This is a genomic window from Candidatus Merdisoma sp. JLR.KK011, assembly GCF_036941125.1.
GTDB lineage: Bacteria > Bacillota > Clostridia > Lachnospirales > Lachnospiraceae > Laedolimicola.
Genome location: NZ_JAYWSZ010000003.1, coordinates 1 through 24,492, shown reverse-complemented (window position 1 = coordinate 24,492; position 24,492 = coordinate 1). Strand labels below are relative to the sequence as shown.

At 44.3% G+C, this 24,492-nt stretch carries 29 protein-coding genes and 1 pseudogene; all 30 read right to left on the bottom strand.

Annotation, left to right across the window (positions count from 1 at the left end; translation table 11 throughout):
- Positions 1 to 96 precede the first annotated feature (96 nt).
- Positions 97 to 495, bottom strand: a complete 399-nt coding sequence (locus tag VV089_RS00995) for a hypothetical protein (RefSeq protein ID WP_334334606.1) — start codon at positions 493 to 495, stop codon at positions 97 to 99.
- Between the two features lie 74 nt (positions 496 to 569).
- On the bottom strand, positions 570 to 1,892 hold the full coding sequence (locus VV089_RS00990; protein ID WP_334334604.1) for an ABC transporter permease: 1,323 nt from the start codon (positions 1,890 to 1,892) through the stop codon (positions 570 to 572).
- The gene (locus VV089_RS00985) at positions 1,864 to 2,961 is read right to left on the bottom strand and encodes an ATP-binding cassette domain-containing protein (RefSeq protein ID WP_172541481.1); all 1,098 of its coding nucleotides are present in this window, start codon (positions 2,959 to 2,961) and stop codon (positions 1,864 to 1,866) included. The genes VV089_RS00990 and VV089_RS00985 overlap by 29 nt, the downstream gene beginning before the upstream one ends.
- A 234-nt stretch (positions 2,962 to 3,195) precedes the next feature.
- On the bottom strand, positions 3,196 to 3,366 hold the full coding sequence (locus VV089_RS00980) for a hypothetical protein (RefSeq protein WP_172541384.1): 171 nt from the start codon (positions 3,364 to 3,366) through the stop codon (positions 3,196 to 3,198).
- Positions 3,367 to 3,519: 153 nt separating this feature from the next.
- Positions 3,520 to 5,283: a recombinase family protein gene (locus VV089_RS00975; protein ID WP_334334600.1), complete on the bottom strand. Its 1,764-nt coding sequence runs from the start codon at positions 5,281 to 5,283 to the stop codon at positions 3,520 to 3,522.
- A gap of 47 nt (positions 5,284 to 5,330) precedes the next feature.
- Entirely contained in the window at positions 5,331 to 6,383 is a 1,053-nt protein-coding gene (locus VV089_RS00970) for a virulence RhuM family protein (protein ID WP_172541483.1), read from the bottom strand.
- Positions 6,384 to 6,482: 99 nt separating this feature from the next.
- On the bottom strand, positions 6,483 to 6,668 hold the full coding sequence (locus tag VV089_RS00965; RefSeq protein ID WP_172541484.1) for a hypothetical protein: 186 nt from the start codon (positions 6,666 to 6,668) through the stop codon (positions 6,483 to 6,485).
- Positions 6,658 to 7,242: a plasmid recombination protein gene (locus VV089_RS00960; RefSeq protein WP_334336193.1), complete on the bottom strand. Its 585-nt coding sequence runs from the start codon at positions 7,240 to 7,242 to the stop codon at positions 6,658 to 6,660. The genes VV089_RS00965 and VV089_RS00960 overlap by 11 nt, the downstream gene beginning before the upstream one ends.
- 269 nt (positions 7,243 to 7,511) lie before the next feature.
- Positions 7,512 to 8,093 carry an HD domain-containing protein gene (locus VV089_RS00955; protein ID WP_442891533.1) on the bottom strand — a complete coding sequence of 194 codons (582 nt, stop codon included), beginning with the start codon at positions 8,091 to 8,093 and terminating at the stop codon, positions 7,512 to 7,514.
- Positions 8,094 to 8,102: 9 nt separating this feature from the next.
- Positions 8,103 to 9,782: a sensor histidine kinase gene (locus tag VV089_RS00950; protein WP_150838719.1), complete on the bottom strand. Its 1,680-nt coding sequence runs from the start codon at positions 9,780 to 9,782 to the stop codon at positions 8,103 to 8,105.
- Positions 9,779 to 10,456: a winged helix-turn-helix domain-containing protein gene (locus tag VV089_RS00945; protein ID WP_016230362.1), complete on the bottom strand. Its 678-nt coding sequence runs from the start codon at positions 10,454 to 10,456 to the stop codon at positions 9,779 to 9,781. The genes VV089_RS00950 and VV089_RS00945 overlap by 4 nt, the downstream gene beginning before the upstream one ends.
- A gap of 2 nt (positions 10,457 to 10,458) precedes the next feature.
- Positions 10,459 to 11,103, bottom strand: a complete 645-nt coding sequence (phoU, locus tag VV089_RS00940; protein ID WP_334334596.1) for a phosphate signaling complex protein PhoU — start codon at positions 11,101 to 11,103, stop codon at positions 10,459 to 10,461.
- On the bottom strand, positions 11,103 to 11,882 hold the full coding sequence (gene pstB, locus VV089_RS00935; RefSeq protein WP_004057100.1) for a phosphate ABC transporter ATP-binding protein PstB: 780 nt from the start codon (positions 11,880 to 11,882) through the stop codon (positions 11,103 to 11,105). Before pstB ends, phoU begins: the two co-directional genes overlap by 1 nt.
- Positions 11,879 to 12,742 carry a phosphate ABC transporter permease PstA gene (pstA, locus tag VV089_RS00930; protein ID WP_334334595.1) on the bottom strand — a complete coding sequence of 288 codons (864 nt, stop codon included), beginning with the start codon at positions 12,740 to 12,742 and terminating at the stop codon, positions 11,879 to 11,881. The genes pstB and pstA overlap by 4 nt, the downstream gene beginning before the upstream one ends.
- Positions 12,743 to 12,748: 6 nt before the next feature.
- Entirely contained in the window at positions 12,749 to 13,618 is an 870-nt protein-coding gene (pstC, locus tag VV089_RS00925; protein ID WP_004057104.1) for a phosphate ABC transporter permease subunit PstC, read from the bottom strand.
- A 38-nt stretch (positions 13,619 to 13,656) separates the two neighbouring features.
- On the bottom strand, positions 13,657 to 14,466 hold the full coding sequence (locus VV089_RS00920; protein ID WP_016230359.1) for a phosphate ABC transporter substrate-binding protein: 810 nt from the start codon (positions 14,464 to 14,466) through the stop codon (positions 13,657 to 13,659).
- Positions 14,467 to 14,877: 411 nt separating this feature from the next.
- Positions 14,878 to 15,246, bottom strand: coding sequence for a hypothetical protein (locus VV089_RS00915; RefSeq protein ID WP_334334594.1), 369 nt, complete (start codon positions 15,244 to 15,246; stop codon positions 14,878 to 14,880).
- 37 nt (positions 15,247 to 15,283) lie between these two features.
- Positions 15,284 to 15,628 carry a response regulator gene (locus VV089_RS00910; RefSeq protein WP_172543848.1) on the bottom strand — a complete coding sequence of 115 codons (345 nt, stop codon included), beginning with the start codon at positions 15,626 to 15,628 and terminating at the stop codon, positions 15,284 to 15,286.
- A gap of 48 nt (positions 15,629 to 15,676) precedes the next feature.
- On the bottom strand, positions 15,677 to 17,995 hold the full coding sequence (locus VV089_RS00905; RefSeq protein ID WP_172543847.1) for an ABC transporter permease: 2,319 nt from the start codon (positions 17,993 to 17,995) through the stop codon (positions 15,677 to 15,679).
- Positions 17,992 to 18,174, bottom strand: a pseudogene (locus VV089_RS00900) (ABC transporter ATP-binding protein); the annotation flags it as partial. The pseudogene VV089_RS00900 and the gene VV089_RS00905, both read right to left, overlap by 4 nt.
- 76 nt (positions 18,175 to 18,250) lie before the next feature.
- Complete coding sequence (locus VV089_RS00895) at positions 18,251 to 19,039, bottom strand: hypothetical protein (protein ID WP_334334593.1); 789 nt, start codon at positions 19,037 to 19,039, stop codon at positions 18,251 to 18,253.
- Positions 19,040 to 19,052: 13 nt separating this feature from the next.
- Positions 19,053 to 19,865: an SH3 domain-containing protein gene (locus tag VV089_RS00890; protein WP_334334592.1), complete on the bottom strand. Its 813-nt coding sequence runs from the start codon at positions 19,863 to 19,865 to the stop codon at positions 19,053 to 19,055.
- Complete coding sequence (locus VV089_RS00885) at positions 19,862 to 20,251, bottom strand: hypothetical protein (RefSeq protein ID WP_334334591.1); 390 nt, start codon at positions 20,249 to 20,251, stop codon at positions 19,862 to 19,864. The genes VV089_RS00890 and VV089_RS00885 overlap by 4 nt, the downstream gene beginning before the upstream one ends.
- A 2-nt stretch (positions 20,252 to 20,253) precedes the next feature.
- Positions 20,254 to 20,604, bottom strand: coding sequence for a hypothetical protein (locus tag VV089_RS00880; protein ID WP_334334590.1), 351 nt, complete (start codon positions 20,602 to 20,604; stop codon positions 20,254 to 20,256).
- Between the two features lie 50 nt (positions 20,605 to 20,654).
- Positions 20,655 to 20,957 (bottom strand): hypothetical protein, encoded by a 303-nt coding sequence (locus tag VV089_RS00875; RefSeq protein WP_334334589.1) that lies wholly within the window; start codon positions 20,955 to 20,957, stop codon positions 20,655 to 20,657.
- Between the two features lie 3 nt (positions 20,958 to 20,960).
- A complete protein-coding gene (locus VV089_RS00870; RefSeq protein ID WP_334334588.1) occupies positions 20,961 to 21,185 on the bottom strand; it encodes a hypothetical protein in 225 nt (74 codons plus the stop codon).
- A complete protein-coding gene (locus VV089_RS00865; protein WP_334334587.1) occupies positions 21,182 to 21,334 on the bottom strand; it encodes an XkdX family protein in 153 nt (50 codons plus the stop codon). The genes VV089_RS00870 and VV089_RS00865 overlap by 4 nt, the downstream gene beginning before the upstream one ends.
- The gene (locus VV089_RS00860) at positions 21,334 to 21,513 is read right to left on the bottom strand and encodes a hypothetical protein (protein WP_334334586.1); all 180 of its coding nucleotides are present in this window, start codon (positions 21,511 to 21,513) and stop codon (positions 21,334 to 21,336) included. The genes VV089_RS00865 and VV089_RS00860 overlap by 1 nt, the downstream gene beginning before the upstream one ends.
- The gene (locus VV089_RS00855) at positions 21,473 to 22,813 is read right to left on the bottom strand and encodes an RNA-directed DNA polymerase (RefSeq protein WP_334334585.1); all 1,341 of its coding nucleotides are present in this window, start codon (positions 22,811 to 22,813) and stop codon (positions 21,473 to 21,475) included. The genes VV089_RS00860 and VV089_RS00855 overlap by 41 nt, the downstream gene beginning before the upstream one ends.
- Before the next feature lie 456 nt (positions 22,814 to 23,269).
- The coding region (locus tag VV089_RS00850; protein ID WP_334334584.1) for a hypothetical protein at positions 23,270 to 24,492 on the bottom strand (1,223 nt) is incomplete at its 5' end.

Sequence of the window (24,492 nt, the reverse complement as noted above, 5' to 3'; positions counted from 1 at the left end):
TACATTACACCTCTTTTCCACGGAATATTAATTCCTCGAAAATCGGCGTAAAGTTGATATCTTTAATTGCGCCATAACGGTCTACAAAATAATTTTTCATATAATCCTCATTTTTACGGACACCACTTTTTCCGGCAGTACCAAAATCAGAAAGAGAATAATGGCTGCTGACATATTTTTGAATCCATTCATTAAGAACAATTCCTCATCATTCAGGTTACTCTTTGCAAGAGCTTTGGCTCCATCTTCGTTTTGTTCAAAAGCATTCACCATAAAGGCTTCTATCGATTGAAAGGAACCGAATTCCAATTCATTGCCACGCACAAATATCTTGCTTTCATTTACAGACAACGATTCTGATAAAATTCTTCTTTTATAGTCCACATCCAGAAATGTTCCAAGATCTGCCGAAAACGCATATTCAATTAAATTTTCATCTTCAATAAATTTACCACATGGAGCGGTGCATGGTTTACGGTTGCATTTATAATTCAAAGGGCAACAACACTTTAGGCTATCGCCCTTTGATTACCTACTGTTGTTAGTTGCTTCGATTGTTTTGACGGCTTTCAATTAGAGGAATATATATACCGTTTGCTCATAGCACTTACAATTCCAAAATAGCAAATATAAAAAACTGAAATACACGCCCCAAACTCACCAGTTAATTTGAGCAGAATATTATTCAAAGAAGCCGGCAATATTAAGTTCATTTTTCCATTCAGTAACAATATGCAGAATAAAATAATCAATAAAGCCATTATCATTGGAGAGGATAATTTAATTGCTATCTGCTGATTCACAAGTCTTACTATCTGCTTATCACTTTTCCCCATACAGCGCATTATCTGATTGCTTTTTGAATTTTGCCTAATTTCTATAATCTGCTGCAAAGATAGTATCGAAAAATAAATAACCAAAAAAACAATACAGATACTTATTTGTGAAGTTCCCATCCACTGGCGCATAGCCGTATCAAAAAGCTGAAATTCCGGCTGCAGTATCAGTATTCCAGTTACAAAAGAAGCCCCGGAAAACAAAAAGCATATGCAAAAAACAGCATTAACCATAGCAGCCGTTTTGAGATTTGATGTAACATTTGCCGTAATATATAGCCTGTCTTTTTGATATATCTTAACGGATTTCATTCGCCTATACGCATATAAATAGCCAAACACCCATTTGTAAAAAGCAAAAACAGATATTAGCAAAGGGATTGCTGTAACAGATACGGGATAAACAATATAAACTTCCGGCAAAAAAACAATGCTACAAACGCAACCAATGAAGCACACAAAACACAAAAAGAAAATAATGCCCCATTTTTTATAGTTCCCTATATTTTTTACGCCTTGATTGCGGTTTCTTTCATACATCAGCTCCCTTATTTGCAGCTTGTCTAAGCGTTGCTTCAATCGAAAAGAACACACGGTTTCAATAAAGCAAAAAAACAGAAACGTATATAACATACTTTTTCCATAAAGGAATCCGCAATGTTTCATTTCGTGCAATGGCTCACGGAAATACCAAAATCCATATATGGAAAAACCTATTGTTGTTCCTGCTATATAGCAGCAAAAGCCAATCAACAGGACTTCGCATAGGAACAGCCGGGTTAATCTCTTTTTTCCCATACCCAATAATAAATAACTTGCAAACTCTTTTGCCCGCTGCTTTAGCAGAAAAAAGTCTATATATCCAACTAAAACTATCTGAATGGCTGCTATCAGCAATGGCAGAGAAATCACTTGAAAACCAGCTGATTCTCCTATAATGGTTATACAATTAGATACTTCTATAATCGCCAAAAGCACGGTCACGGTAACAACATATAAAAGATAATTTATAAAAGACCGCTTGGCATTACGGATTGACAACTTCAAGTACATCATAGCTTTCTCCCTCTATCAATTCTATTTTCTTCAAAATGTCTGCGAAAAAGGTCTGTTTGTTTTCCTGTTCCCGGTTTAAGCCAGCTTTTATTTCGCCGTCTTTCATAAACAAAATCCTGTCACAATAGCTGGCTGCCATGACATCATGTGTCACCATCAATATGGTTGCGCCGTACTCTCTACAAAGCATAGCAAGAGTGTCTAAAAGCTGTCTGGCAGCATGGGAATCTAATGCCCCGGTAGGCTCGTCCGCAAGTATAATATCTGGATTTACCACAATAGCACGGGCGCAGGCGCAGCGTTGCCGCTGCCCTCCCGATACCTCATATGGAAATTTATCTAATATTGCTGATATATCCAGCTTTTCAGACAAACTTTGAATTGTTGGACGAATGCTTTCTTTGGAAACCTCTTTAATTGTCAATGCAAGTGCAATATTTTCATAGATAGTCAAAGTTTCAAGTAAATTGTATTCTTGGAAAACAAAGCCTAAATGTCTGCGGCGAAATTCTGCGGTGGCTTCGTCTGGTATATCCACTATATTCTGTCCGCTTATTCGTATCGTCCCATTTGTGGGCTTGTCTATTGTGGCTATTAAATTAAGCAATGTTGTTTTTCCAGAACCGGAAGCCCCCATAATTCCAACAAAACTTCCGTGCGGTATCTGAAAACTCACGTCATTTACAGCTAATACAGAATTATTTTCTGTTTCATAGAGTTTGGAAACATTTTCAACTTCCAAAACATTTTCGGGGGTTATATCACTTTCTTTTGATTCCCATTTATCATGTCCTAACCAATTTGTAATCACGTCCATAAGTACCTCATCTGCTTTTTCTTTCAATTTTTCTTCTGCAATGCACTCGCCCGCAAATAGTTCATTCAAAGTAACGTCTAAAAGAGTGCATAAAGGCATAAACAAAGACAAATCCGGCATAGACCGTCCTGTTTCCCATTTTGAAACAGCCTTATCGGTTATTTCCAGTTTTTCTGCTAACTGGCTTTGCGTCCAGCCTTTTGCTTTCCGGCGTTCGGAAATAAAAGCTCCAATCTTAATTTGATTCATCATTCAGCCCTCCTGCTTGCGGTAAATTATATAAATCCGGCATAAAAATGAACACCTACCAACGGTAGAGTGGGAGAAAATGGGGCTTTTTAACTCTATTGATAGTATAATTCTGAACGGAATTTGACGAAATATAAGGAAATATGTATATTCAGATTATATCATTCTGCTATCTCTAAATCTATCTTGTTTGTGATATTCAAAAAAGATATAGGTGTGAGAGGGATTCCGTAACAGTCAGCACTGTGCGTAATGTGCATAACTTGCTGTCTTATGAACTTTTCCATGACGGAGAAGCGCCACAGCCGCCGCAAGTTTCAGCCACATACCCTTCAGCATGATTGTGGGCGTTTCCTGATACTTGTAGCCGCTCTGACCATATACCTTGATACTTCTTTTCTTTGCCATTATGATTTCCTCCATTTTGCGATTGTCGTTGATTGTCTCTTGCCTTCCGTCATCACGTGAGTCAGATCATAGGCACCACCTCCCTTGATGCGAAAAGAGCCGCTAATGCTTGTTTGCATCAGCAGCTCTTCGCTTTAAGTTCGGTGTTTTATCTTATTCTGAGGCTTTATTTTTCTTCTGTTCGTCCTTGATACGGTAGAAATCTTCCAGATCCACATCGATCTTTACTCTCGCATCTGGTTTTCGGCTGCTTAGGAGGCACACAGTCTCGACTTGTTCTTCGTTGTCCAAACTGATACTCAAGTCTTCCTCGATGATCGGCAGCTTGAATTTGATGGATTTTAACCACTGTCCATTGGCTTGGCGTTCCGGGTAAACCTGAATTTCAGAGATCAACGCCTCGATCAACTGCCGCCGCTCCGCCTCATTCATCACGCCGTACAGTTTTTCAAAATAAATCAGCACTTTATAGATATTGTCGCCGGTCAGCTTTTCCGCTTCAATGGCCTGCTTTTTGGCTCTGGCTGCGATCAGCAGAGATTCCGTATCTTCAATCTTATCATACATCTTGTAGAGCCGATCACCAAGGTCTGCCTTGCGCCGGACATAGTGCCGGTCGTCCGGGTCGAGAGAATCAATCTCCTCCGCCAGCTTCGCCTTGACGGAATAATGCTGGCGCAGCTGCTTCTCGTAATTGGCAATCTCCTGGTCAATGGCGGCGGTATCCACTTTCATGTTGATCTTTTCCTGCATCATGGCAGCAAACTTCGGATTGCTCACCAGCTTTACAATGACTTCCGCCACGGCATCGTCCAGCAATTCTTCCCGGATCTGCTTTTTGTAATCGCACTTATGCCCACGAATCATGGAGCGATGCTTACAGCCGTAATAATAAAAGTCCTTGTACTTAGTGCCGTCCGCTTTGTGCTTGATGCTTTTATTCCCATACATTCCGGCTCCGCAGACAGGACACTTTACAATGCCGGAGAGCAGATGTACGTGTTCATCTTTCCCGCGGTTGACGTGTTCATATTTCTTGGCCTGTGCCAGCAGCTTCACCTGCGCCGCCTGCCAGACTTCTTCCGAAACAATGGGCTCATGCAATCCTTCTGCCAACAAGTAATTGTCCTGTTCCACCAGCTTATACTCGTTCCTTGTACCGCGCACTTTTTCCGTTTTACGGCGTCCATAGGCAATCTTGCCGCAGTACACCGGATTTTTCAGAATCAGTCGGATCAGGTGTGCGTCAAACAGGGGATTTTTCCCATTCTGCCGAGGAATCTTGCGGATACCATGGTTTTCCAGATACTTTGCGATGCCGTTTGCGCCAATGTCCGTGTGAACATACTGGTCATAGATGACACGGATCGCCTCTGCTTCTTCCTCGTTGATCATCAGTTTTCCATCCACCAGCCGATACCCATAGGGGGCAAAGCCGCCATTCCAGCGACCCTCTCTTGCCTTTTGGATGCGGCCCTCCATGGTTTGGACACGGATATTTTCGCGTTCAATCTCCGCCACGGCAGACAGGACGGAGATCATCAATTTACCCACGTCCTTGGAAGAATCAATGCCATCTTCCACACAAACCAGATTGACGCCAAAATCCTGCATAACCTGAAGGGAAGAGAGCACGTCCGCCGCGTTTCTGCCGAAGCGGGACAATTTGAACACCAGAACATAGGACATGCCATCCTTGCCGGATTTGATGTCCTCCATCATCTGGCTGAATTGCGCCCGGCCTTCGATAGACTTGCCGGACTTTCCCGCGTCCTCATATTCACCGACAATCTCATAATCATTGTAGTCGGCATATGCCTTCATTTTGGCCTTCTGCGCATCCAGCGAGTAGCCGTCCACCTGCATAGCGGTGGAGACCCTGGTGTAGGTGTAAACTTTTGTCTTTTCTTTCTGCATCGTAATCTTCCTCATGTGGTGCCAATCAAAAAATGGATTGGTCGTTCTTAACTTGGGTCAGAAGAATCATCCTGCTTTTCCGCCTCTGTCTTGGCCGTTTTTCCCAGCTGCTTAATGGTCTTCAGATATTCTTCCTCCACAGGGGAAAGAGTTTGTGCCTGATAGCGTTTATATTCCGCTTTTGCTTTTTCCATCGCCTGTGCATGACTGATTTTTCCTGCATGGGTCAACACTTCTTCGCCGGTTGCCCGAAGAATATTGTCCAGCTGCTCCACATAATCGCTCATATACATGGGCCGGTGACGGATAGCCTGCACCTCGGCAAAGTCAAAATAACCGGATACCATCTGATTCAGAACCCGCAGTTCTTCCTCTGTCAGATAATTCTTAGCGATTCCAATATCTTTTGCCGTGGGGAAATCCCCCGAAAAAGTAGTAAGCCCCATAAACGGCTTATCCGCATCGGCCCGCTCATAGATCACTTCCGCAGCCGTATGTCCGTGCGCTGCATAATGGAGCTTGTTCTGCACCATTTTGAAAAACGCAACAGATTCCGCGCTCCTGGGGTTATAGTCCACACTGGTGGCGTACAAGTCCAGCACCTGACGATACATCACTTTTTCCGAAGAACGAATGTCCCGAATCCGTTCCAGCAGTTCATGCCAGTAGTTGCCACCGCCCAAATTTTTCAGGCGCTCATCGTCCATCGTGAAGCCCTTGATCATATATTCTTTCAGGCGTTCCGTGGCCCACCGGCGAAACTGGGTGGCAATCAAGGATTTTACCCTGTACCCCAAAGAAATGATCATATCCAGATTATAGAAAGGCAGCTCTCTGGTTACTTGCCGGTTGCCCTCCATTCGAACCTGTCGGAATTTCCGACAGGTTGAAACCTCATCCAATTCGCCTTCTTCATAGATGTGGCCGATATGCTCCACAATGTTGCTTCTGGACGTGTGGAACAATTCCGCCATCTGCTGCTGCGTCAGCCAAACAGTCTCGTCTACAAACCGGCACTCTACCTTTGTGAGCCCATCTTCGGCCTGATAAATTACAATCTCGCCCTGGCTCTGATCCGGTCTGTTCTTATCTTCCGCCATTTGTTCACGCTCCTATCCGATTACATTTTCTATGTTTCAAGAGAGCGAAGAAAATGGCCGTCGCTCTCTTGTTTGGACTCTTATATCACGTCTATTGTATCATGCAGCGATTTTGCCTGCAACTGCTTCCGGCTTGAAAACAGATTCTTTTTTGCCCGTTGCCGCGCTGTCCTGATCCTCAAGCGGAACCGCCGGAGCAGGCAGGTTCTCAACATCCAACTCCGAAGCGTACTTCTCAATCAGGTTGGCCAGCAGGTCTGCAAAACCGCTCCATTCATCGATCATAGGCAGTTTCCCTTTCTTTTTTATGCGGGTGTTTATAAAGTTCCAATACTTCTGGCGGTATCTGCTCCAATATCGCCACGGCACTGTCATAGTCGCGCCGCAGCTTGAGGTCTACGATCTGCTTTAGGGCGCTAACCTTCTGCGCCGATGCAAGAGATTCTTCCAGTTCGGCATTTTTCGTTTTCAGCTTTTTGTTTTCAGATGCTGTTTTCGTAAAAGCCACACCATATTTCCGCAGCAGCGTGTCCATCTTTTCCACGCCGGGAAGATATGTGTCCAAAATTTTGCAGATTTCCTCCGCCCGGCTTTTTGCATTAAATGGAGTAATTCCAGTGAGCAGCTGCCCCAGTTTCTCCTTCTGTTTGGTCAGCCGGGTCATCTCCTTAAACACGCGGGGCGGAATGTGGTCGCGCCCGGTCAGGCTGGCGCTTTCGCCGCGCTCCAAATCCGGGAATTTCTTGACCATGTGTTTCCAAAACTCATCCTGCCACCATGTCAGCTTCTTTTTATTGCCTATAATATCTTTGGCACTGAGCCTGCCGTCCTCCGTCAGCGGGACAAAACAAAGGTGCATATGCAATGTCATAAATTTAAGGCTCTACAAAAAAGATACTTGCCAATTTCACTAAAAAGGCGAGTATCTTTTTTAAGTAGTTTACCAATATTCCGTTCTTTACTAATACAAGGTATATTCCTTGTATTTGATGAAATTCAAACTTAAAATGTAGAATTTATCTGTCATGTATTTATTTAGTCAACCTGCTTTTCTGTGATTCTACTCGCTCAAGATCTTCTTCTTTGTAGAGGCTTATTGATTTAAGTACATTTTCACTTATAGTTATTTCAATTTTGCAATAGCTCACGCAAAGCCACTTCTGGCTTTCCATATAATTTTGTTCCCATTAATAAATCAATGATTTGTTTCTTACTTAAAGAAAATTTTGTGTCATGGTAACGATATATAGGTTTTCCTGTAATAATATTTTTCTTAGCCTGAATTTTTCTTCTATCAACTTGTGGTGGTAATGGTATCTTATAAATTTCCATATCTATATCCATTCCATCATCCGATAGATTGGAAAGAATGACTGTTCCATTTCTTAATTCTTCATCAATTTGATTACAAAATGCAAGTATCGCTGCTTCAATTGCAGGATGCTCACATTGAGCTGAAAATATAAGTTTTTTTGACGATATTGTCCATGCATTTATACTCTGATGTTTCTTCCATTCCAATAATGAAACTGGATTTTTCACAGCCAAATGGGAAAATAAAACAAATGGTGTTCTTTTAGGGTCAAAATCTATTATATCAGCCAACCTTAAAATAGTTGCTACAAAAGGAATGCACAAATATGTGTCTTGACCACAAACTTTTATTGTTTCCATATTTAGCAAATAGGCATAATCCTCATTATGTAAAATACAGGTTTTTTAGGAAAACTGCACCACATCACTTTTATCTTGCTGAAAAATAATCTGTATAACCGTTCCTTGCCCCAGGCTGCTTTGCAGTTCAATCTTGCCATTCAAGTATTGTACAGCATGTTTTACAATAGATAGTCCTAATCCCGTTCCACCTGATTCCTTAGAGCGGCTCTTGTCTACACGGTAAAATCGTTCAAAGATTCTTGCCTGATGTTCCGGCGGTATGCCGATTCCCGAATCCTTCACCGTAATCGAGGCACTATTTTCCTGACTGCTTATAGCTACTTCTACCGTACCGCCATTCTTATTATACTTGATAGCATTATCACAGAGGTTAAAAATAATTTCTGTTAAGAGCCGCCGGACACTTTTAATATAAACCTTTTTTCCTGTTAAAGCCACTTCAATATCTTTTGCCGCTGCTATATCTGCCAGTCCTGCCATCACCTCAGATGCGATCTCACATAAATCAACATTTTCAAACGGCATATCGCATCCCTCGTCTAATTGGGATAAACGGATAATATCATCAATTAATGTTACAAGCCGCCCTGCCTCTGTGCGGATATGCCCTACAAAACGTGTCATATCCTCCGATTTTACAAGACCGTTCTCCATTAACTCCGCACTCCCCATTATGGATTGCAGCGGAGTTTTCAATTCATGTGATACGTTGGCAGTAAACTCCCGTCTGTTCCTTTCTGCGAAAGCTGCTTCTGTTATATCAAAGGCAAGAACAACCGCCCCAATTACAATACCGTTAGATTCAATGCGGTTGACATGGATCTGATACTCTTTTCCCTCACGTTCTATGCGGATTTCGCTGTGTCCACTTGAAAATGCGTCCTGTATGGCGTGGCTCACATTATGGCTTCTCTCTACTGTCAGAAAATCTTTACCTATGCTGGAACGTTTCGTATGAAACAGCTTCAGCGCGGCAGGATTAATGTTCAGAATTATATTTTTCTCATTCAAAAGGACAAGCCCTTCCGTCATGCCATATGTAATCTGTGCAAATTCATCATTTTTCCTTTGGAGTTCCGACAACTGCATATCAATCTGCTTATGCTGTTTATTGATACGGTTTAATAGGGGAGCCAGCTCCTCATAAGTATCGTTTTCCAGCGGTTTTTCTAAATCAAGTCTGTTTAACGGCTCCATGATATGTTTAGAAATACGGCTTGCTAATACTCCTGATAAAATGAGTGTTACAACAACTACAATTAAAATCGGCTGTATCATCCCCAAAACAAGCACCCATATCGTAACGCTGCTGACAGAAATCCTTAATACTGAACCATCATTAAGCCGCCTTGCACAGTAAAGTGTTTTTTCTAAAAGAGTCGTGGAATAACGTGAGCTTTTTCCCTCTTTATTCCGCAGGGCTTCTTGAATTTCTTCCCTGTCCGCATGGTTTTCCATACTTTCCCCGTCAGACTGTGTATCATATATAACATCTCCATTTTCAGCAACCCATGTCAGACGGTACTCCCTTGACTGTAATTCCTCCAGATAGTTCCGTCCATCCTTTTCAACGGCTATGGCAGCTAAAGACAGTTCATCCTCCAACTGTTTTCCCTGAACATTACTGAAATAACTGTAAAGACATCCCATGATGATAACAAGGCTTGCAATCAGGACAGCCCCCGCTACAACCATAATTGATTTAAAAATTTTCTTTGTCATGCCTGCACCTCTAACCTATAACCAACACCACGCACTGTTTCAATCATTTTCCCATAATCCCCCAGTTTTACACGCAGAGTACGGATATGCATATCAACCGTTCTCGTTTCACTGACATAATCAGCTCCCCATATGTCATTAAAAAGCTGGTCACGGGAAAATGCGATGCCCGGACGGGAAAGGAACAGCCGGAGAAGTTCAAATTCTTTTAAGGTAAGCTGTATTCTTTCATTATCAATGGAAACTGTATGTTCGTCCAGATTGACAACAAGCCCCCCGGCTTTCAAAAGATGTTCTACCTCTGTAGGATTGCACCGGCGGAGTACCGCTTTCACACGGGAAACCATCTCCATCATCCCAAAAGGCTTTACAAGATAATCATCCGCACCTAAATCAAGGCTCTGGATTTTATCATACTCCATGCCTTTTGCAGTTGCCATGATGACGGGAATCCTGCAAGTGTCAGGGCTGTCTTTTAAAAATTTCAGCAGTTCCACGCCATCCTCTCCGGGCAGCATAATATCAAGAATTATCAAATCCGGCTTTTCCATAGATAAAGCGTCACGAAAGGCTATTGCATCCAAAAATCCTTTTGCTTCAAAATCAGTGGAATTAAGCGTATATACCTCAATATCCCGGATACTGTCATCATCTTCCACACACCATACTTTCATAATCATGCTCCTTTATGTTCTCCTGTCGCGGAAAAAGCCACCCACTCTGCAATATTTACCGCATGATCCCCGATACGCTCAAAATATTTGGCAATCATCAGTAAATCCAGCGCATATCCTCCGTCTGTCGGTTTTTCTGCTATCAGCTTAATCAGAGATGACTTGGCCTGTAAAAACAAATCGTCAACCACATCATCACGGTCAATCGCCGCACCAGCCAATACTACATCCTGTTTTACAAAAGCGTCAATGCTTTCTGTAACCATCTGGCTCGCCGCATCTGCCATAAACCGGATCTGTTCACATTCCCCTCCAGTCCTTCCGTCAAGAAACGTGATAATTTCCGCAATATCCGCCGCCTGTGTTCCAATACGCTCCATATCAGTAATCATTTTAAGGGCTGCAGATATTTGCCGTAAATCCCTTGCTACCGGCTGTTGCTGTAACAGCAGTTTCAAACACAGTGTTTCGATTGTGCGCTCCATCCGGTTAATCTCTCCATCAAGGGATAAAACCTTGTCTGCCAGCTTTATGTCGCCCATAGTTAATGCTTTTGAAGCATCGGCAATCGCTTCCTCACACATTGCCCCCATTTGGGTAAGCTCTTTATTCAGCATAACAAGCTGTTCATCAAAACGACTTCTCATTATCCAAACCTCCCCGTAATATAATCCTCCGTCCGCTTGTCCTTTGGTTGCTCAAACATCTTTTCCGTATTTCCATACTCAATTAAATTGCCAAGGAGAAAGAAAGCCGTATTATCGGAAATCCGCACAGCCTGTTGCATATTGTGCGTTACGATGATAATAGTATACTTTTCTTTAAGTTCCATTGCAAGTTCCTCTATTTTAGATGTGGAAATAGGGTCAAGTGCGCTTGTAGGCTCATCCATCAGAAGCACATCCGGCTCTACCGCTAATGCACGGGCAATGCAGAGCCGCTGCTGCTGACCGCCTGACAGTCCTAATGCCGATTTTTTCAGCCTGTCCTTTACTTCATCCCAGATTGCCGCCCCACGCAGAGAGCGTTCTATTATATCGTCCAATTTTGCCTTATTTTTCACTCCGTGTGTCCTCGGCCCGTAAGCAATATTGTCGTAGATGCTCATAGGAAAAGGATTCGGCTTTTGAAAAACCATGCCAATACTGCGGCGAAGCTCATTGACATCGACATCTGCATCAAAAATATTATCGCCCCTATAATACACTTCTCCTGTAATCCGTACACCAGCGATAAGGTCATTCATTCGGTTTAACGATTTAAGGAAAGTAGACTTCCCACACCCGGAGGGGCCAATCAGTGCCGTAATGCTCTGTCCTTCAATCTCAATATTTACATCTTTCAAAGCCTGTGTACTGCTATACCACAGGCACAGGTCTTTTACCACCATGGCAGGATTTTTGTCATGATTCATTATATTATTCATACATTTCTCCTTTTTTGGAAATATCTGCTCGCCAGTGCAGCCGACAGATTGATGAACATGGTCAAAATCATCAGGATAGCGGCAATTGCAAAGGCTATACCAAATTCCCCGTTTTCTTTTGCATAGACATATAATGCGACCGTCAATGTTGCCCCTGCACTGCCAAGCCCTTCAAGAATCCCGTTCAGGGCATGGGCAAAACCAGCCGTAAAAAGAAGTGCCGCTGATTCTCCCAAAATTCGCCCCACTGACAATATACAGCCTGTTATGACTCCATCAATACAACCTGGAAGCACAACGGTATAAATCACACGCCACTTTCCAGCTCCCAGCCCAAAAGCACCTTCACGGTAACTTTGCGGTACTGTTTTCAGGCTTTCCTGCGTTGTGCGCATAATCGTAGGCAGATTCATGATTACCAAAGTAAATGCCCCCGCTAAGAGGGAAGTTTTCATACCAAAAAACTGACAGAAAAACAGCATACCTACAAGTCCATAAATAATAGACGGAATCCCTGATAAGGTTTCGGCTGCATACTCAATCATTTCTACCAGTTTCTTATTTTTGGCATATTCTGTAAGATAAATCGCCGCACCAACTCCAAGCGGGAGAACAAATACCAAAGTTGCCGCTACAATATAGACTGTGTTAAGAATATCCGGCAGTATCCCGATCCGGTCAGACAGATAACTCGGTTTCGTAGTAAGCAGCTCCCAGGATACATTCGGCAGCCCTTTCCACAATACATAACCAATCAAAAATAATACCAATGCACAAGTAATGCATACGGAAATCCCCATCAACACACGCATGGCTGTAATATATGTTTTCCTTCTAAGGGAAATTGATTGTTTTTCCATCTATATTTACTCCTTGCTTTGTTTCAAAAAGAAATTTAATACGGCATTTATCAGCATGATAAAGAGGAATAAAACCAACGCAATCGAAAATAATGCCTGTTTCTGTAAACTTCCGTCAGCCGCATAAGACATTTCACTTGCCACAGCGGTTGTAAGGAAACGGACGCTCTGAAAAATTTTCGGCATATTTGGGGCGTTCCCCGCCACCATCATAATAGCCATAGCCTCGCCGATAGCCCTGCCAACGCCTAACACAACAGCCGCCGCAATGCCGCTTTTTGCCGCCGGAACGGATACACGGAAGTATGTTTCAATCGGTGTCGAACCAAGCGCAAGGGAAGCATCCTCATATTCCTTTGGAACAGCTTCTAATGCCGTAAGCGACACTTTAATGATTGAGGGTAATATCATAATTGCAAGTACAATGATAGCAGCAAACAGGCTGGCTCCATCGGGGATATGGAAAACAATCCGTATCCCTGGCACAAGCACCATCATTCCCACAAGCCCATAAACTACCGACGGAATGCCAGCCAATAAACTTACCGCTGTTTCAATAACGGTTTTTATTTTTAACGGCGCAATCTTAGCAAGATAAACTGCTGTCATAAAGCCAATTGGCACTCCAAGTACGATTGCGCCAGCCGTACCATAAATACTGGTAAGGATAAACGGAAAAATCCCATATTGCGGCTGTGCTGCTGTAGAAGCCCATTTCTTCCCGAAAAGGAAATTCAAAACTCCTATTTTTCGGATAGCCGGAATCCCTGATATGACAAGGTAAACAGTAATCAGGAGTACACAGCCAACTGTAATCAGACCAAGTATCAGGAATATGCCATGTATGGCATTCTCCATGAACTGTTTTTTGTTCATTTGACTTCACCTTCCAAAACCTTTCATAATCCGCCGGATTATTTATTTACTGGTACTGCACCCGCAGATGAGATAATCTCACCTGCTTCAGATGAAGTAATATAATCAAAGAATTTCTGTGCAGTTGCCGAAAGCTCTGCGCCGCTCTTTGTCACTAACACAAACGGACGCTGCACCACATAGCTACCATCTTTTACCGTTTCCTCCGCAGGTACAATACCGCCGACAGAAAGGGTTTTTACCGTATCCTTTACAGATGCAAGGGAAGCATATCCGATTGCCGCCGGATTGCCTGCCACCGTTGTAATCACATCCCCGGTAGATGTAAGCTCCTGACGGTATTTGCAGGCATCCTCCGTGTCCGTAATGGATTCAAAGCCATCTCTTGTACCACTCCCGGCTTCACGTCCAATCAGGACAATTTCCAGATCATTGCCGCCTATATCCTGCCAGTTTGTTATTTCCCCTCTATAAATCCTGCTAATCGTTTCAAGGTCAAGGTCATTTACCGGATTATCCGGATTTACAATGACAGCAATCCCGTCAAGCGCAAGCACCGTTTCAGTCAATCCCTGCGCTTTTTCTTCTTCCTTTAAGTTACGGCTGGAAAGACCAATATCGCAGCGTCCTTCTGCCACAGCCGTAATTCCGGAGCCGGAACCGGTAGGGTTATATGTAAAGGTTACACCGGAATTGTTTTCCTCAAAAGCTTCGCCCAAAGCACCGATTACTTTTTCCATAGAGGTTGAGCCATCCGTAGATACTGTTTTGCTGTCCGCCTTCCCACATCCGGTCATAGCTACGAGTGCAAGTGATAAAGTGGCAACAAAAGTAACAATTTTTTTCATAATAATTTTCTCCTTTTTTCTTTGTGATATTTTCTTCTACGCTTTTTATCATAAATACTGCTTGTAAAATCAAAAACATAACTTATGTCAAATTTTTGTAAAATGAACAGACTTGCCATAAAAACTGCATCATGGAAATGTGCATAACTGACTATTCCGTCATGGATAACTCTATTCACAGGACATGGAAAAGCAAAGTGCAGCTTTCCCACATCCTGCAAACAGAGTTACCCACAACTCCATAAGATAGCCAGTTATACGACATTTCCACAATGCCGATTACGGCGAAATCCCACTCATTCATTCCATTTTTTCATAAAACACAAATAAGAAAAGCTCTGCATCTCACAGAGCCTTTCTAACCTTTGATTATTCGCCAACTACCGTTCCATTTTCCTCACAAAAACAACATTATAGATATATCTCTGCCGCTTTTGCAAAAGTAGCTTTCCTCATGATAAGTTCCGACTGTATTTCTTCCGGCAAACCCTCAAACACACCTTTATAGCCCTTCTCCAGCAACGGTGTGCCTTTTGCCAGTAAATACAGTTTTGTATTCAGCCATTCTTCCCACAAATCTTCAAATAGTTCCACACTGTCTGTAAAAGTTATGGCATCTTCAAAACCATGTGGCAGATTATAATATTTTAGCATTACAAAGCCATACCTGCCTACATCAAGCACTACGATATTCTCCATCTCATACAGCTCTGCAAACGCATCTGCCACCTTTTGACACTTTGTCCGTTCTTCCTCTGTGATATAAATTTTCTTTTCCATATAGCCTTACCTCGTTTCTTATAAAATTTTACCATATTCATTTTATAAGAACCACCTGCACACCAGCTTTTCTTCCACTTGTTTTTGGCAAAACCCACTTTACTAACAATTCACTTCCCATAACAATACGTTCTTCCCGCATAGCAGACATAAGGATAAACAGCATAGTAAACTTTTCCTGTCTGCAAAATTCTAACAGTTCAAGCCCGGTTCCGTCCGGCATAGCATAGTCAGAGCAAATCACATCAAATACAGTAGTTGACACTTCCTTTTTGGCTTCTGTCAAATTGCCAGCGGTTGTTACTTCATAATGGTCTTTCAGAACATAGCTTAATCCCTCTAAAATATCAGGGTAATCATCTACAATTAAGATTTTTTTCATAGTCAGTCACCCCGCATTTACTACAACCGAAATCGTATGTTAATTCATTTATTGTGCGCTGATTGTATCAATAACAGACATATTATGAATACGTCTGGCAGGTCCTCTCACAGCAATAAGCGCAGTTATAACTACTAATAAAACCATAATAGCTAAAACAGGAACCGGTATCCTCCACGGATCACCCCAACGTCCAGTCACCATATGCTCAAATAAATATTTGTGTACGGGCAATCCGACCAGACAGCCTGTTAAGCTCCCAACAAACGAGTATGTTGCTGCCTCTGTCATTATCATTTTTACAAGCTGTCGGCTGCTCATACCAATAGCACGCATAGCACCATATTGTTTTATACGGGCAGATACACTCATACTAATACTGTTTATAACATTAAATACCGTAATCAAAGCTATGACAACCAAAAAACCATAAATAAACAATGCATACGAATAATAGCTTCCAACTGCCTGTTGATTGCTCTGACGACGGTCTGAAAAAGTAAACTCTGTACCAGCCATCTCCCGGATAACATTTACATCTTCATTGGTCGCTCCCCGCCCAAGCTGCAAATCCATAATCGTATATTGTGCTTCTCCAAAAAGTTTCTGAAATGTGTCTTCTGTGCAAATGATATTGGCGGTTCCCGGAGTGTTTGAAAATGGACTTTTTGAAAGAATGCCAACAACCTCTAACTCCTGTGATATGCTATTTATATTCAAGCTAATTTTATCACCTGTATGTAATACATAGCCCGAATTATAAACGACTAACACTGCATTATTTGTGGAAACTGCTTTTTCAACAGAACCCTCTATCAGATTTTCCTCCGCCCACTTAAATTGTTGTTCTTCATAAGTAATCAAATTAATCTGCCGGTCTCCTTCAACCGGTATATCATAGGCAAACATTCTGCCATATGCCTGTTTCACATAATCCAGATTTTCAAATTGTTCCGCTAACTCCTTTGGCACAGAAAGCGAATTATCCTTACTGATAATAGAAATATCCGGCGTGTAAGGCTCCACGGCATTAATGGCATGGCTCATAAAATCAATCGCCGGAGAAAACGCCAAAAAAAGAATAATGCTTATTGCAAACGAACATGTCATTAAAATGAAATTCTTACGGTTTGATGTCGCATGGTGAATACCTAATGATGCCTCAATCTTGAATAAATGTGTATTAGCTGCCGCTCTGATAGGCTTCGTTTGATAAGCATTACCAGAAACCGCCATAAGAGGAGAAACACCAGCCGCTTTTCTGGCAGGCGATTGCGCTGCCAGCAATACAGTCAGAAAACCTACTGCAATTCCACAGACAACACTAATCCCGCTCACGCGAAATACAGGCATTTCTGAAAAGTATACCGGACTGATCCATTTAAGTGCAGCACATAAAATCCATACTGTCACAACACCTCCGGCTAATCCTACCGGAATTGCGTATTTGCACCAACGTAAGCCTTCCCTGCGTACAAAACGCATGATCTGTCTTTTCGTAGCACCAACACACCGAAGCATCCCAAAGAATTCTATCCGCCGCGCCACATTACTGTTGAGACTGCTTGTAATCATCAATACACTTGCAGTTAATACCAGAAAGAACAATACAACCGCACAGCCGTAAAGCTGGATAACAAAATCATCATCGCTCTGCCCCATTACGATAAGCAAATTTCCATTCTTTGCCACCTGTTTTTCACCCAGATGAAATGTTTGGGTAATGTCAGCAATTACTTTCTGCATATTACAGAAAGCAGATAATTGTACTACAAGCTGTTCCGTATAATCTTTAGCCGGAACATGCCGGCGGAAAGTTTCTATGGAGAGCAATGCTGAAAAGCGGTCATAACGCATCTGCTTTGACGAAGCGGCGGCAAAGCCTGAAATTGTAAAGGTTTCCCCCATACCATCAACAGTAATCGCATCTCCAAGCTCCACCTTTAAAATGGGCTTGGCAGATTCTGATAATACAATTTCATGATCTGATGTTGGAAAATTACCTTCTACCAGTTCATGCTCGAACATAGAAGCATATGCCTGTCCATCTATTCCTGCTATGCCAATCGGTTTTCCACCAACAGAAAAACCATGTGTTTCTTTTACATAACCATACCAGCTGGAGCATTTCACTTCCGGGCGGTTTTGTATTAATTCTCCTGTTTTTTGGTCAATATCAGAAAAAATGACATGCCAGTTCCCTCCGATTTTAATCTCCTGATATTGCTGGCTTCGCATTGCCATTTCTACCATACCAAATATAGCAGTCACTAAAAAAACGGACAGCACAATACAAATCAATGTCATCTTCCCTTGGTTTTTCTGCTGTTTTTCAGATATAGGAATTAACTCAAGATAACTTTTCATTCGCCGCACCTCCCGAAATCTGTTATGATACCGTCCGACACTTGCAGTATCCGGTCAGCAGTAGATGCAATGCTCCGGTTATGCGTAATCATAATAATTGTCTGCTCATACCGTTTAGACGCTTTTTTCAAAAGCGCAATGACTTCATTACTGTTCTGTGTATCAAGATTCCCTGTCGGTGGGTATCAATTAGTAGCATGAACATCCGGACAGTAAAAACGGCGGGAATATCCACACTCCCGCCGTTCTCTTTGTTTATAACTGCTCAAACTGCACATGTTCGGACTGTCCGGACAGATAAATGTCATCAATCGTCTGCACCATCTTTTTTCCCTGTACTGTGTGAATTGCTTTCACATAGTATGACTGCCCCCTCGCTGCACGACCGCAGATATTATCGTTCCCCCAGTCAGCAGAACGTCTCAAGTTGAGTGTGCCGTCACAAATGACCGTCACTCTCATTGTTCCCTGCGGGATGATTGTCTCACATTCCTCCGTCTTTGTATTCGCCCCATTTTCGCCCGTTCCGGTCTCCGGTGTACTCTTTTCCGGCTCTGACCCGTTCTGCCCCTCTGTGGCGGTCTCTGCGCCCTCTCCGGAGGGTTTCTGCGTGTCCTGCTGCCCGTCGCCGTTTCCAGAATCCACACCGCTCTCCTCCGGCTCTGTATTCGCCCCGTTTTCGGCGTTTCCGGTCTCCGGTGTACTCTTTTCCGGCTCTGACCCGTTCTGCCCCTCTGTGGCGGTCTCTGCGCCCTCCCCGGTGGGTTTCTGCGTGTCCTCTCCCGTCGCTGCTGCGACCGTGGCGGCGTCAACCGTTCCGACCGGATTTCCGTCTCCATCGAACGCCGGAACGCTGCCATCCGGATTTGTATTCAATGCCCCCTCCGGAACATTGTCAGTCAGTCCTCCAACGACCTTTCCGTTTTCATCCCATACGGTGAGGGTCTCGTCCTTTGCTGCTGCTTTCAACGCTCCCTCCATAGTCTTGTATTCCTTGCATTTTTCTTTCTTGAACTCCGTTCCTTTGCCTAAATAATATAACATGATTCCGTCCTCCTTATTTCTTTTTCAGATATGCACTTGAGCAAAATCCCGTGATTCCTTTATACACGACGTACAACCATTTCACGCCGGAAACGCTCGTATAATATCCATAGCACTGAACCGTCTCATTCGGCTGCATCCGTGCAAGTTCGGTCTTTCCCGTTCCTGCCCCTGCTCGCAGAGATAAAAAGTCCGATGCCGTGACCGCATATGTTCCGGTGAGGCTCTTGTCTTTGCTCTGTGCAGCGTCAACCTTTGTGACTACCGTTGCCCCGTTCGATGCCGTCTGCTCCGTTGTGGTAGCCTTTGCCCCCGTTGTCACGTTGGTTGCTGTGTGGCAGGAATCATTGAGCAGGATGTCACCCTCAAACAGATATGCATCGCCTGTCAGATATTTGCTGTCTGTCAATACCTCGAACCCTGCCGTCTTTAAAGCTAACCGCAGATTTCCGGTATAACAGTAAATGCTCACATCTTTCAGCTTTTGGATTCCCAACCGATACCCCGCAGCCTTTACGATTGCAGCCACGCCGGAACTGCAATCAGCCTCACAAGCGACCGTGATTTTTGCAGGGTCATAATTGCTCGCCTTTAAATGCTCCCAAAATGTATACCGTTCATTTTGGTCGTACCCGATTTTGTTGTTCTTTGCTGCTGCCGTCGCTATATCTGAAATCATTTTCCGGACTTTTGCATCCGGATGACGGAGAACGCATTTCCACGGGCGATTGTACCAGTTAATCAACGCCCATTCTCCTCCGGTCTGGTCTCCGGCTTTCCCGCCCTTGTATCTGTTATTTTCATCATGTCCGCAATTTGAAATCATTTCATCCCCTCCGTTTCTCCATTGTCAACATCATCCTGCTGCTTTCCGTTCACAAGTTCCTGCATCGCCTTGTTGCTCACAAGCATCCCTTTCATTTTTTCGAGAGCCTCGTCAACCATCATGCTGAACATTTCAAACGAAATGACCTGTGCAAGCCATCCGAACCTTGCCACAAACATGTCATATACATACCGCAGTTTGATTTGACCCGTACCACCTCCCAGTTCTTTCTCTGCTTTTGTGACTGCATAGAGCAGCCATTCTCTGACCTTTTTCAACTGTTTATCGGACGGCATTTTCACGAAAGTATATACCGCATATCCTCCCGCTGCTGCCACCGCTGCCAACGCTACAAGCGCAAACCAGTTCTCCGTGATGAATTTCATCGTCATTCCTCCTCACACTGCTCCGGTTCGTCCTCGTGCTGATTCTCTGATTCACTTTCTGACTTTCTTCTCGTCACCGTCTTAACGGATTTTATGAGTGCCATTGCCCCGCCCTCGACTGAAAGAAATCTGAATACATTTTCAATCAGTGTGGACGGCTCTGACCCTATTCTCACAAACACAAAAATCATCACGACTGTAAAGATAAAAGCTGCAAGAATCATCGCAATCACAACACGATTCATGAACTGACCGGAGACCTTTTCTTTCTTTTCCGCTGCCCGCAATGCCATCCGCTCCATCTTTTTCCGATGCCGGATGTATCTGCGACGCTCGCTCTTGGTCATCCTCATTTTTGTTCCTCCATTGTGCTGTTGATTCCTGCCTGTTTCCCGCCCTCCTGTTATTGGTCGGTTTTTGCCCCGTCCAGTCTCTTGTGATAGCTTTTCAATGACTGCTCAACTGCGACAACCCTGTCACGGAGGTTCTGCACCTCTGACCTTGTTTCCCGATTATCCCGTTTGATTTCCTTGACATCCTCTCCGATGTTCTCAAGTTTCGTCATCAAAAGCGTGTGTGTCGCTGCCCTGTCCTCCGTTTCCTGCTCCGTATCTTTCCGGTCATTCCTGCTTTTTGAGGAAATCCCGAAAAAGATTGCAAATGCAACGGAGATTCCGGACAACAAAAGTGAGATTTCAACCGTCAACGCCTACTCCTTTCCGAACGCCTCAACGTCGTCGGTGTCAACGATTCTCCTCAAATGATACTCCATGACATCCAGTTCCCTTTCTGCCCCGTCCACCATCTGACGGAGTTCCGCTTTGACCTCCTCCTCCACTTTTGAGCGTTCAATGTTTTCCTGCTGCGCCCTCACGATTTCAGACAGTTCGCTCGTGATACCGCATAACCGTGAGATTATTTCAAGCGTTGTCATGCGTCCTCACCCTCCGGATATTCCTCTCCGGTGATGCTGACATATTCCTCCGCTGAAATACTTCCTTTCTGCACACGTTCGGCGACCTGTGCCTTTGTCAGTTTTCCGCTGACATACAACCTTTTGATGCTTTCTGCAATCATTCTCATTAGATGATTCCCTCCTCAATCAACTGCATTGTGTACTCGTCAATGACCGCCCCTTTCTGAAACTCCGTGACGGATGCAACGATTCCCTGCGTATTCTCTGCGACAACCTGCTGCATGAGCATCATCTGATGATACTCCTCAACGGTCAACTCCCGCTCCTCCCGCTGCCATCCGGTCACTTTCGTTCCGTCCTCCTCGTCCTTGGTCGTCTTTTTTATGTTCCGTCTCTGATACACCGTTGTCGGCGACTGCTGTGTGTCGAACTCCTCCGGTCTCGCCGTCTCCGTTCCGAACACTTCTCTCCATTCTTTCACGTTTCTCTTTCTCCTCTCTTTTCGAGTGCTTACTGACTATTTTCTTTAACTTCTTTACATTCACATGAGGCTTGACCCTCTGCAAATACATTCCGTAGGTGTCCGTGTGCGTCAAGTAACCCATGTATGACAGGATAGCCGTTGCGTCATACCATGTGATGACATCTTTCTTTGATACCCTGTTGACTTTCCTCGTGCAGCTTAACATGATGGACTCTCTCAAGATTGTCCTGTCCTTGTGAAACTCAAACCCCATGAAATCAAGTGGTCTCCCTTTTACCTTTCCGGATTTCCGCTCGACATACTCAAACCGGAACACCTGCCAGTTTCCTTTCATTTCAAGGTTGAACCGTTCCCGCAGAAACAGGGCGATTGACTGCTGCATCCGGTGTAATTCCTTTTTATTCCTGCCAAATACGACCATGTCGTCCATATACCGGATATAATGCACCGCACGGAGTTCCTCTTTGATGTAATGGTCAAGTGGCTGCAACATGAAATTTGCAAGCCACTGTGATGTATAGAACCCCAACGGCAAACCTCTGTCATCTTTCCGGTCATCACCTGCCGGATTCCCTGCTCCGTCTATTATCAGATTGAGGATGTGCAGCATCCTCTTGTCTCTGATTTTCTTTGCAAGCCATTCTTTCAAAACGCTATGGTCAACGCTCTCGAAAAAGTGCCGAATATCCATCTTGAGGATATATTTGCAGTTCTTCCCGTCTGTCCTTATCCACTTTTCGATGTACTTCTTTCCGTAATGTGCGCCCCTGTGCGGAACGCTCCCGCAGGAAAACTCATACATCCCCTGCATGAATATTTCATAACAGGCAGAAACCACAATATGATGAACGACCTGCTCATAATTATATCTTGGTTTTTCGATGTCTCTCGTCTTTTTCGTCGTTCCCTCGTTGATTCTGACTTTCCCGTGGTTCGTCGGTTTCCATGCCCGTTCCGGAGAGGGTACGCCGTACCCCTCCGGTGCGGTATTGGATAACTGCTCGATGACCAGATTGACGTGTGATTGAATGTTGTTCGGGTTTAATATCGCAGCGACATCCGGACGGTTGCTCTTTCCCCGTGCTGCCGTGTGAAATTTCTTCTCAACATTGCCATGCTCTAACATGGGCTTATACAGGTTATTGACGGACTTTTTACCCATTCTTTCTTATCACCTCAAGGACTTTCTGTCTGAACTTACTCGCCCCTGCCTGCGTCGGTACAATTTCCACTGGTTAGGCGTATTTCAACGCCCTGCGGTGTAGGGAAACGGTGTGCTTTTGGTTATACGCTCCGTCATTGATAAGATTGGCTCGCCACGATGTTCGTGTTCACGTTCGTCGCAGGGTTGTTCACATTCCAGTACGACAAACCGCACTTCGACCCGTTGGTACGGTTGCCACCGAACAGGGCAAGGACGCACACCGAATCCCCTGTCACGTCGGGTCATCGGCTTTTGATTCATGACGGAGATTTTATCACAAAAATTTTCGTTTGTGCGTAAAATGCACCGTGTTTCCACTATCATGGAAATTCTGAAATTTCCGGAACACTCGGAGGGCAAGCCCTCCGAACCTCCCTTTGCGGGGGAGTATCTCCCCCGTTCCCCCTCGGCTGCTTACGCAGCTTGTGCAGGTGGTTTACAAGAAAGGCTCGCCACGATGCTCGTGCGCACGCTCGTCGCAGGGATGTTCACATGCCAGCACGACAAACCGCACCTCGACCCGTCGGTACGGTAGCCACCGAACAGGGCAACTGCGACAATCGCATTATTGAACCAACACCCGTCACATTCGTATGTGGTTTCACTGCCGGACACGACGGTCGGAATCCTGCCGATGTCTGATGCAAGTTCCATCTTTGAAATATATCCTCCGGACGTTCCGCTCACGGTCATCCCCGTGTTTATGTACCCCGTACCCTCTGAATTGTACGGAGGAACGGGCTTGATATAATACACGCCGTTAATCAGCAGCAGCCCCCGCAGACGTTTCCAGTAATTCCCGAAAAAGTTCTCGCAATAGAACATCTTGACTGCTGCCGTCGTGGATGTGCTGCCGAAAAACTGTCCTTTCCCGTTGAGTGTTCCTGTTTGGAGGAAATTGTCTGCTGTGCTGCATCCGTTCCCGAATTTCGTCTGTGAGTTCGTGTTGCACGAAATCATCGTACACATTTCATACATGAGAGTGATTTCCGAAAACGATAATTTATCCCACCTGTCGCCGTTCTGCTGCGCTGCCGTGGTCTCCTGTGCGTCTGTCTGTGACGCTGTCGGTGTCTGCCCGGAAAGAGACCGCATCCGGTTATTGATGACCGCTCCCTCATACATCGGGAAATAGGTCACGGGCAGGATGTTCCCGTCTGCGTCGGTGTGTGCATACGCCTTGTAGGTGTCATCGTACTGCGTTTCGCAGAAAATGACATAATCATAGTTCGCTATGGAATAACGCTTGACCCAAATCAGAGGAATTTCAGACATTGCGTTCCCGCCATATGATACATTGGCAACATCCGACGCACCGCCCGAAAGTTTCAAGGTATGGTTATCATGATTGAGTTCATAGTCCACCGTTCCATCTGTCCGCAGCATGACCGGACGGTTGTTCTTTACAAACCAAATGTCTCCCCAGTCTCCATAGTCGAACCCGCCTCCGGAGTAATTCATCCCCGCAGGTGTCATCCCGACTGCATCAAGGACGTATTTCACACGGGTCGCCGGATTGCTGTCAAGGCGGTTGATTCTCATGCCGTATCTTTTCGGCTTTTCCCTGCCCGCCTCGATGATTTGATTCGTCTTTGAAAGAATCTCCTGTGATGTGGATTCTTTCGCCATAAATACTC

Bases quoted from the DNA above. Each gene is read 5' to 3' on its own strand.
- VV089_RS00870 (WP_334334588.1), bottom strand. From the start codon at position 21,185: ATGACAACGCTTGAAATAATCTCACGGTTATGCGGTATCACGAGCGAA.
- VV089_RS00945 (WP_016230362.1), bottom strand. From the start codon at position 10,456: ATGAAAGTATGGTGTGTGGAAGATGATGACAGTATCCGGGATATTGAG.
- phoU (WP_334334596.1), bottom strand. From the start codon at position 11,103: ATGAGAAGTCGTTTTGATGAACAGCTTGTTATGCTGAATAAAGAGCTT.
- VV089_RS00905 (WP_172543847.1), bottom strand. From the start codon at position 17,995: ATGAAAAGTTATCTTGAGTTAATTCCTATATCTGAAAAACAGCAGAAA.
- VV089_RS00975 (WP_334334600.1), bottom strand. From the start codon at position 5,283: ATGCAGAAAGAAAAGACAAAAGTTTACACCTACACCAGGGTCTCCACC.
- pstC (WP_004057104.1), bottom strand. From the start codon at position 13,618: ATGAACAAAAAACAGTTCATGGAGAATGCCATACATGGCATATTCCTG.
- VV089_RS00915 (WP_334334594.1), bottom strand. From the start codon at position 15,246: ATGGAAAAGAAAATTTATATCACAGAGGAAGAACGGACAAAGTGTCAA.
- VV089_RS00950 (WP_150838719.1), bottom strand. From the start codon at position 9,782: ATGACAAAGAAAATTTTTAAATCAATTATGGTTGTAGCGGGGGCTGTC.
- VV089_RS00885 (WP_334334591.1), bottom strand. From the start codon at position 20,251: ATGAAATTCATCACGGAGAACTGGTTTGCGCTTGTAGCGTTGGCAGCG.
- pstA (WP_334334595.1), bottom strand. From the start codon at position 12,742: ATGGAAAAACAATCAATTTCCCTTAGAAGGAAAACATATATTACAGCC.
- VV089_RS00960 (WP_334336193.1), bottom strand. From the start codon at position 7,242: ATGCACCTTTGTTTTGTCCCGCTGACGGAGGACGGCAGGCTCAGTGCC.
- VV089_RS00865 (WP_334334587.1), bottom strand. From the start codon at position 21,334: ATGAGAATGATTGCAGAAAGCATCAAAAGGTTGTATGTCAGCGGAAAA.
- VV089_RS00980 (WP_172541384.1), bottom strand. From the start codon at position 3,366: ATGGCAAAGAAAAGAAGTATCAAGGTATATGGTCAGAGCGGCTACAAG.
- VV089_RS00920 (WP_016230359.1), bottom strand. From the start codon at position 14,466: ATGAAAAAAATTGTTACTTTTGTTGCCACTTTATCACTTGCACTCGTA.
- VV089_RS00965 (WP_172541484.1), bottom strand. From the start codon at position 6,668: ATGATCGATGAATGGAGCGGTTTTGCAGACCTGCTGGCCAACCTGATT.
- VV089_RS00985 (WP_172541481.1), bottom strand. From the start codon at position 2,961: ATGATGAATCAAATTAAGATTGGAGCTTTTATTTCCGAACGCCGGAAA.
- VV089_RS00910 (WP_172543848.1), bottom strand. From the start codon at position 15,628: ATGAAAAAAATCTTAATTGTAGATGATTACCCTGATATTTTAGAGGGA.
- VV089_RS00890 (WP_334334592.1), bottom strand. From the start codon at position 19,865: ATGATTTCAAATTGCGGACATGATGAAAATAACAGATACAAGGGCGGG.
- VV089_RS00970 (WP_172541483.1), bottom strand. From the start codon at position 6,383: ATGGCGGAAGATAAGAACAGACCGGATCAGAGCCAGGGCGAGATTGTA.
- VV089_RS00880 (WP_334334590.1), bottom strand. From the start codon at position 20,604: ATGAGGATGACCAAGAGCGAGCGTCGCAGATACATCCGGCATCGGAAA.
- pstB (WP_004057100.1), bottom strand. From the start codon at position 11,882: ATGAATAATATAATGAATCATGACAAAAATCCTGCCATGGTGGTAAAA.
- VV089_RS00990 (WP_334334604.1), bottom strand. From the start codon at position 1,892: ATGATGTACTTGAAGTTGTCAATCCGTAATGCCAAGCGGTCTTTTATA.
- VV089_RS00855 (WP_334334585.1), bottom strand. From the start codon at position 22,813: ATGGGTAAAAAGTCCGTCAATAACCTGTATAAGCCCATGTTAGAGCAT.
- VV089_RS00895 (WP_334334593.1), bottom strand. From the start codon at position 19,039: ATGTTATATTATTTAGGCAAAGGAACGGAGTTCAAGAAAGAAAAATGC.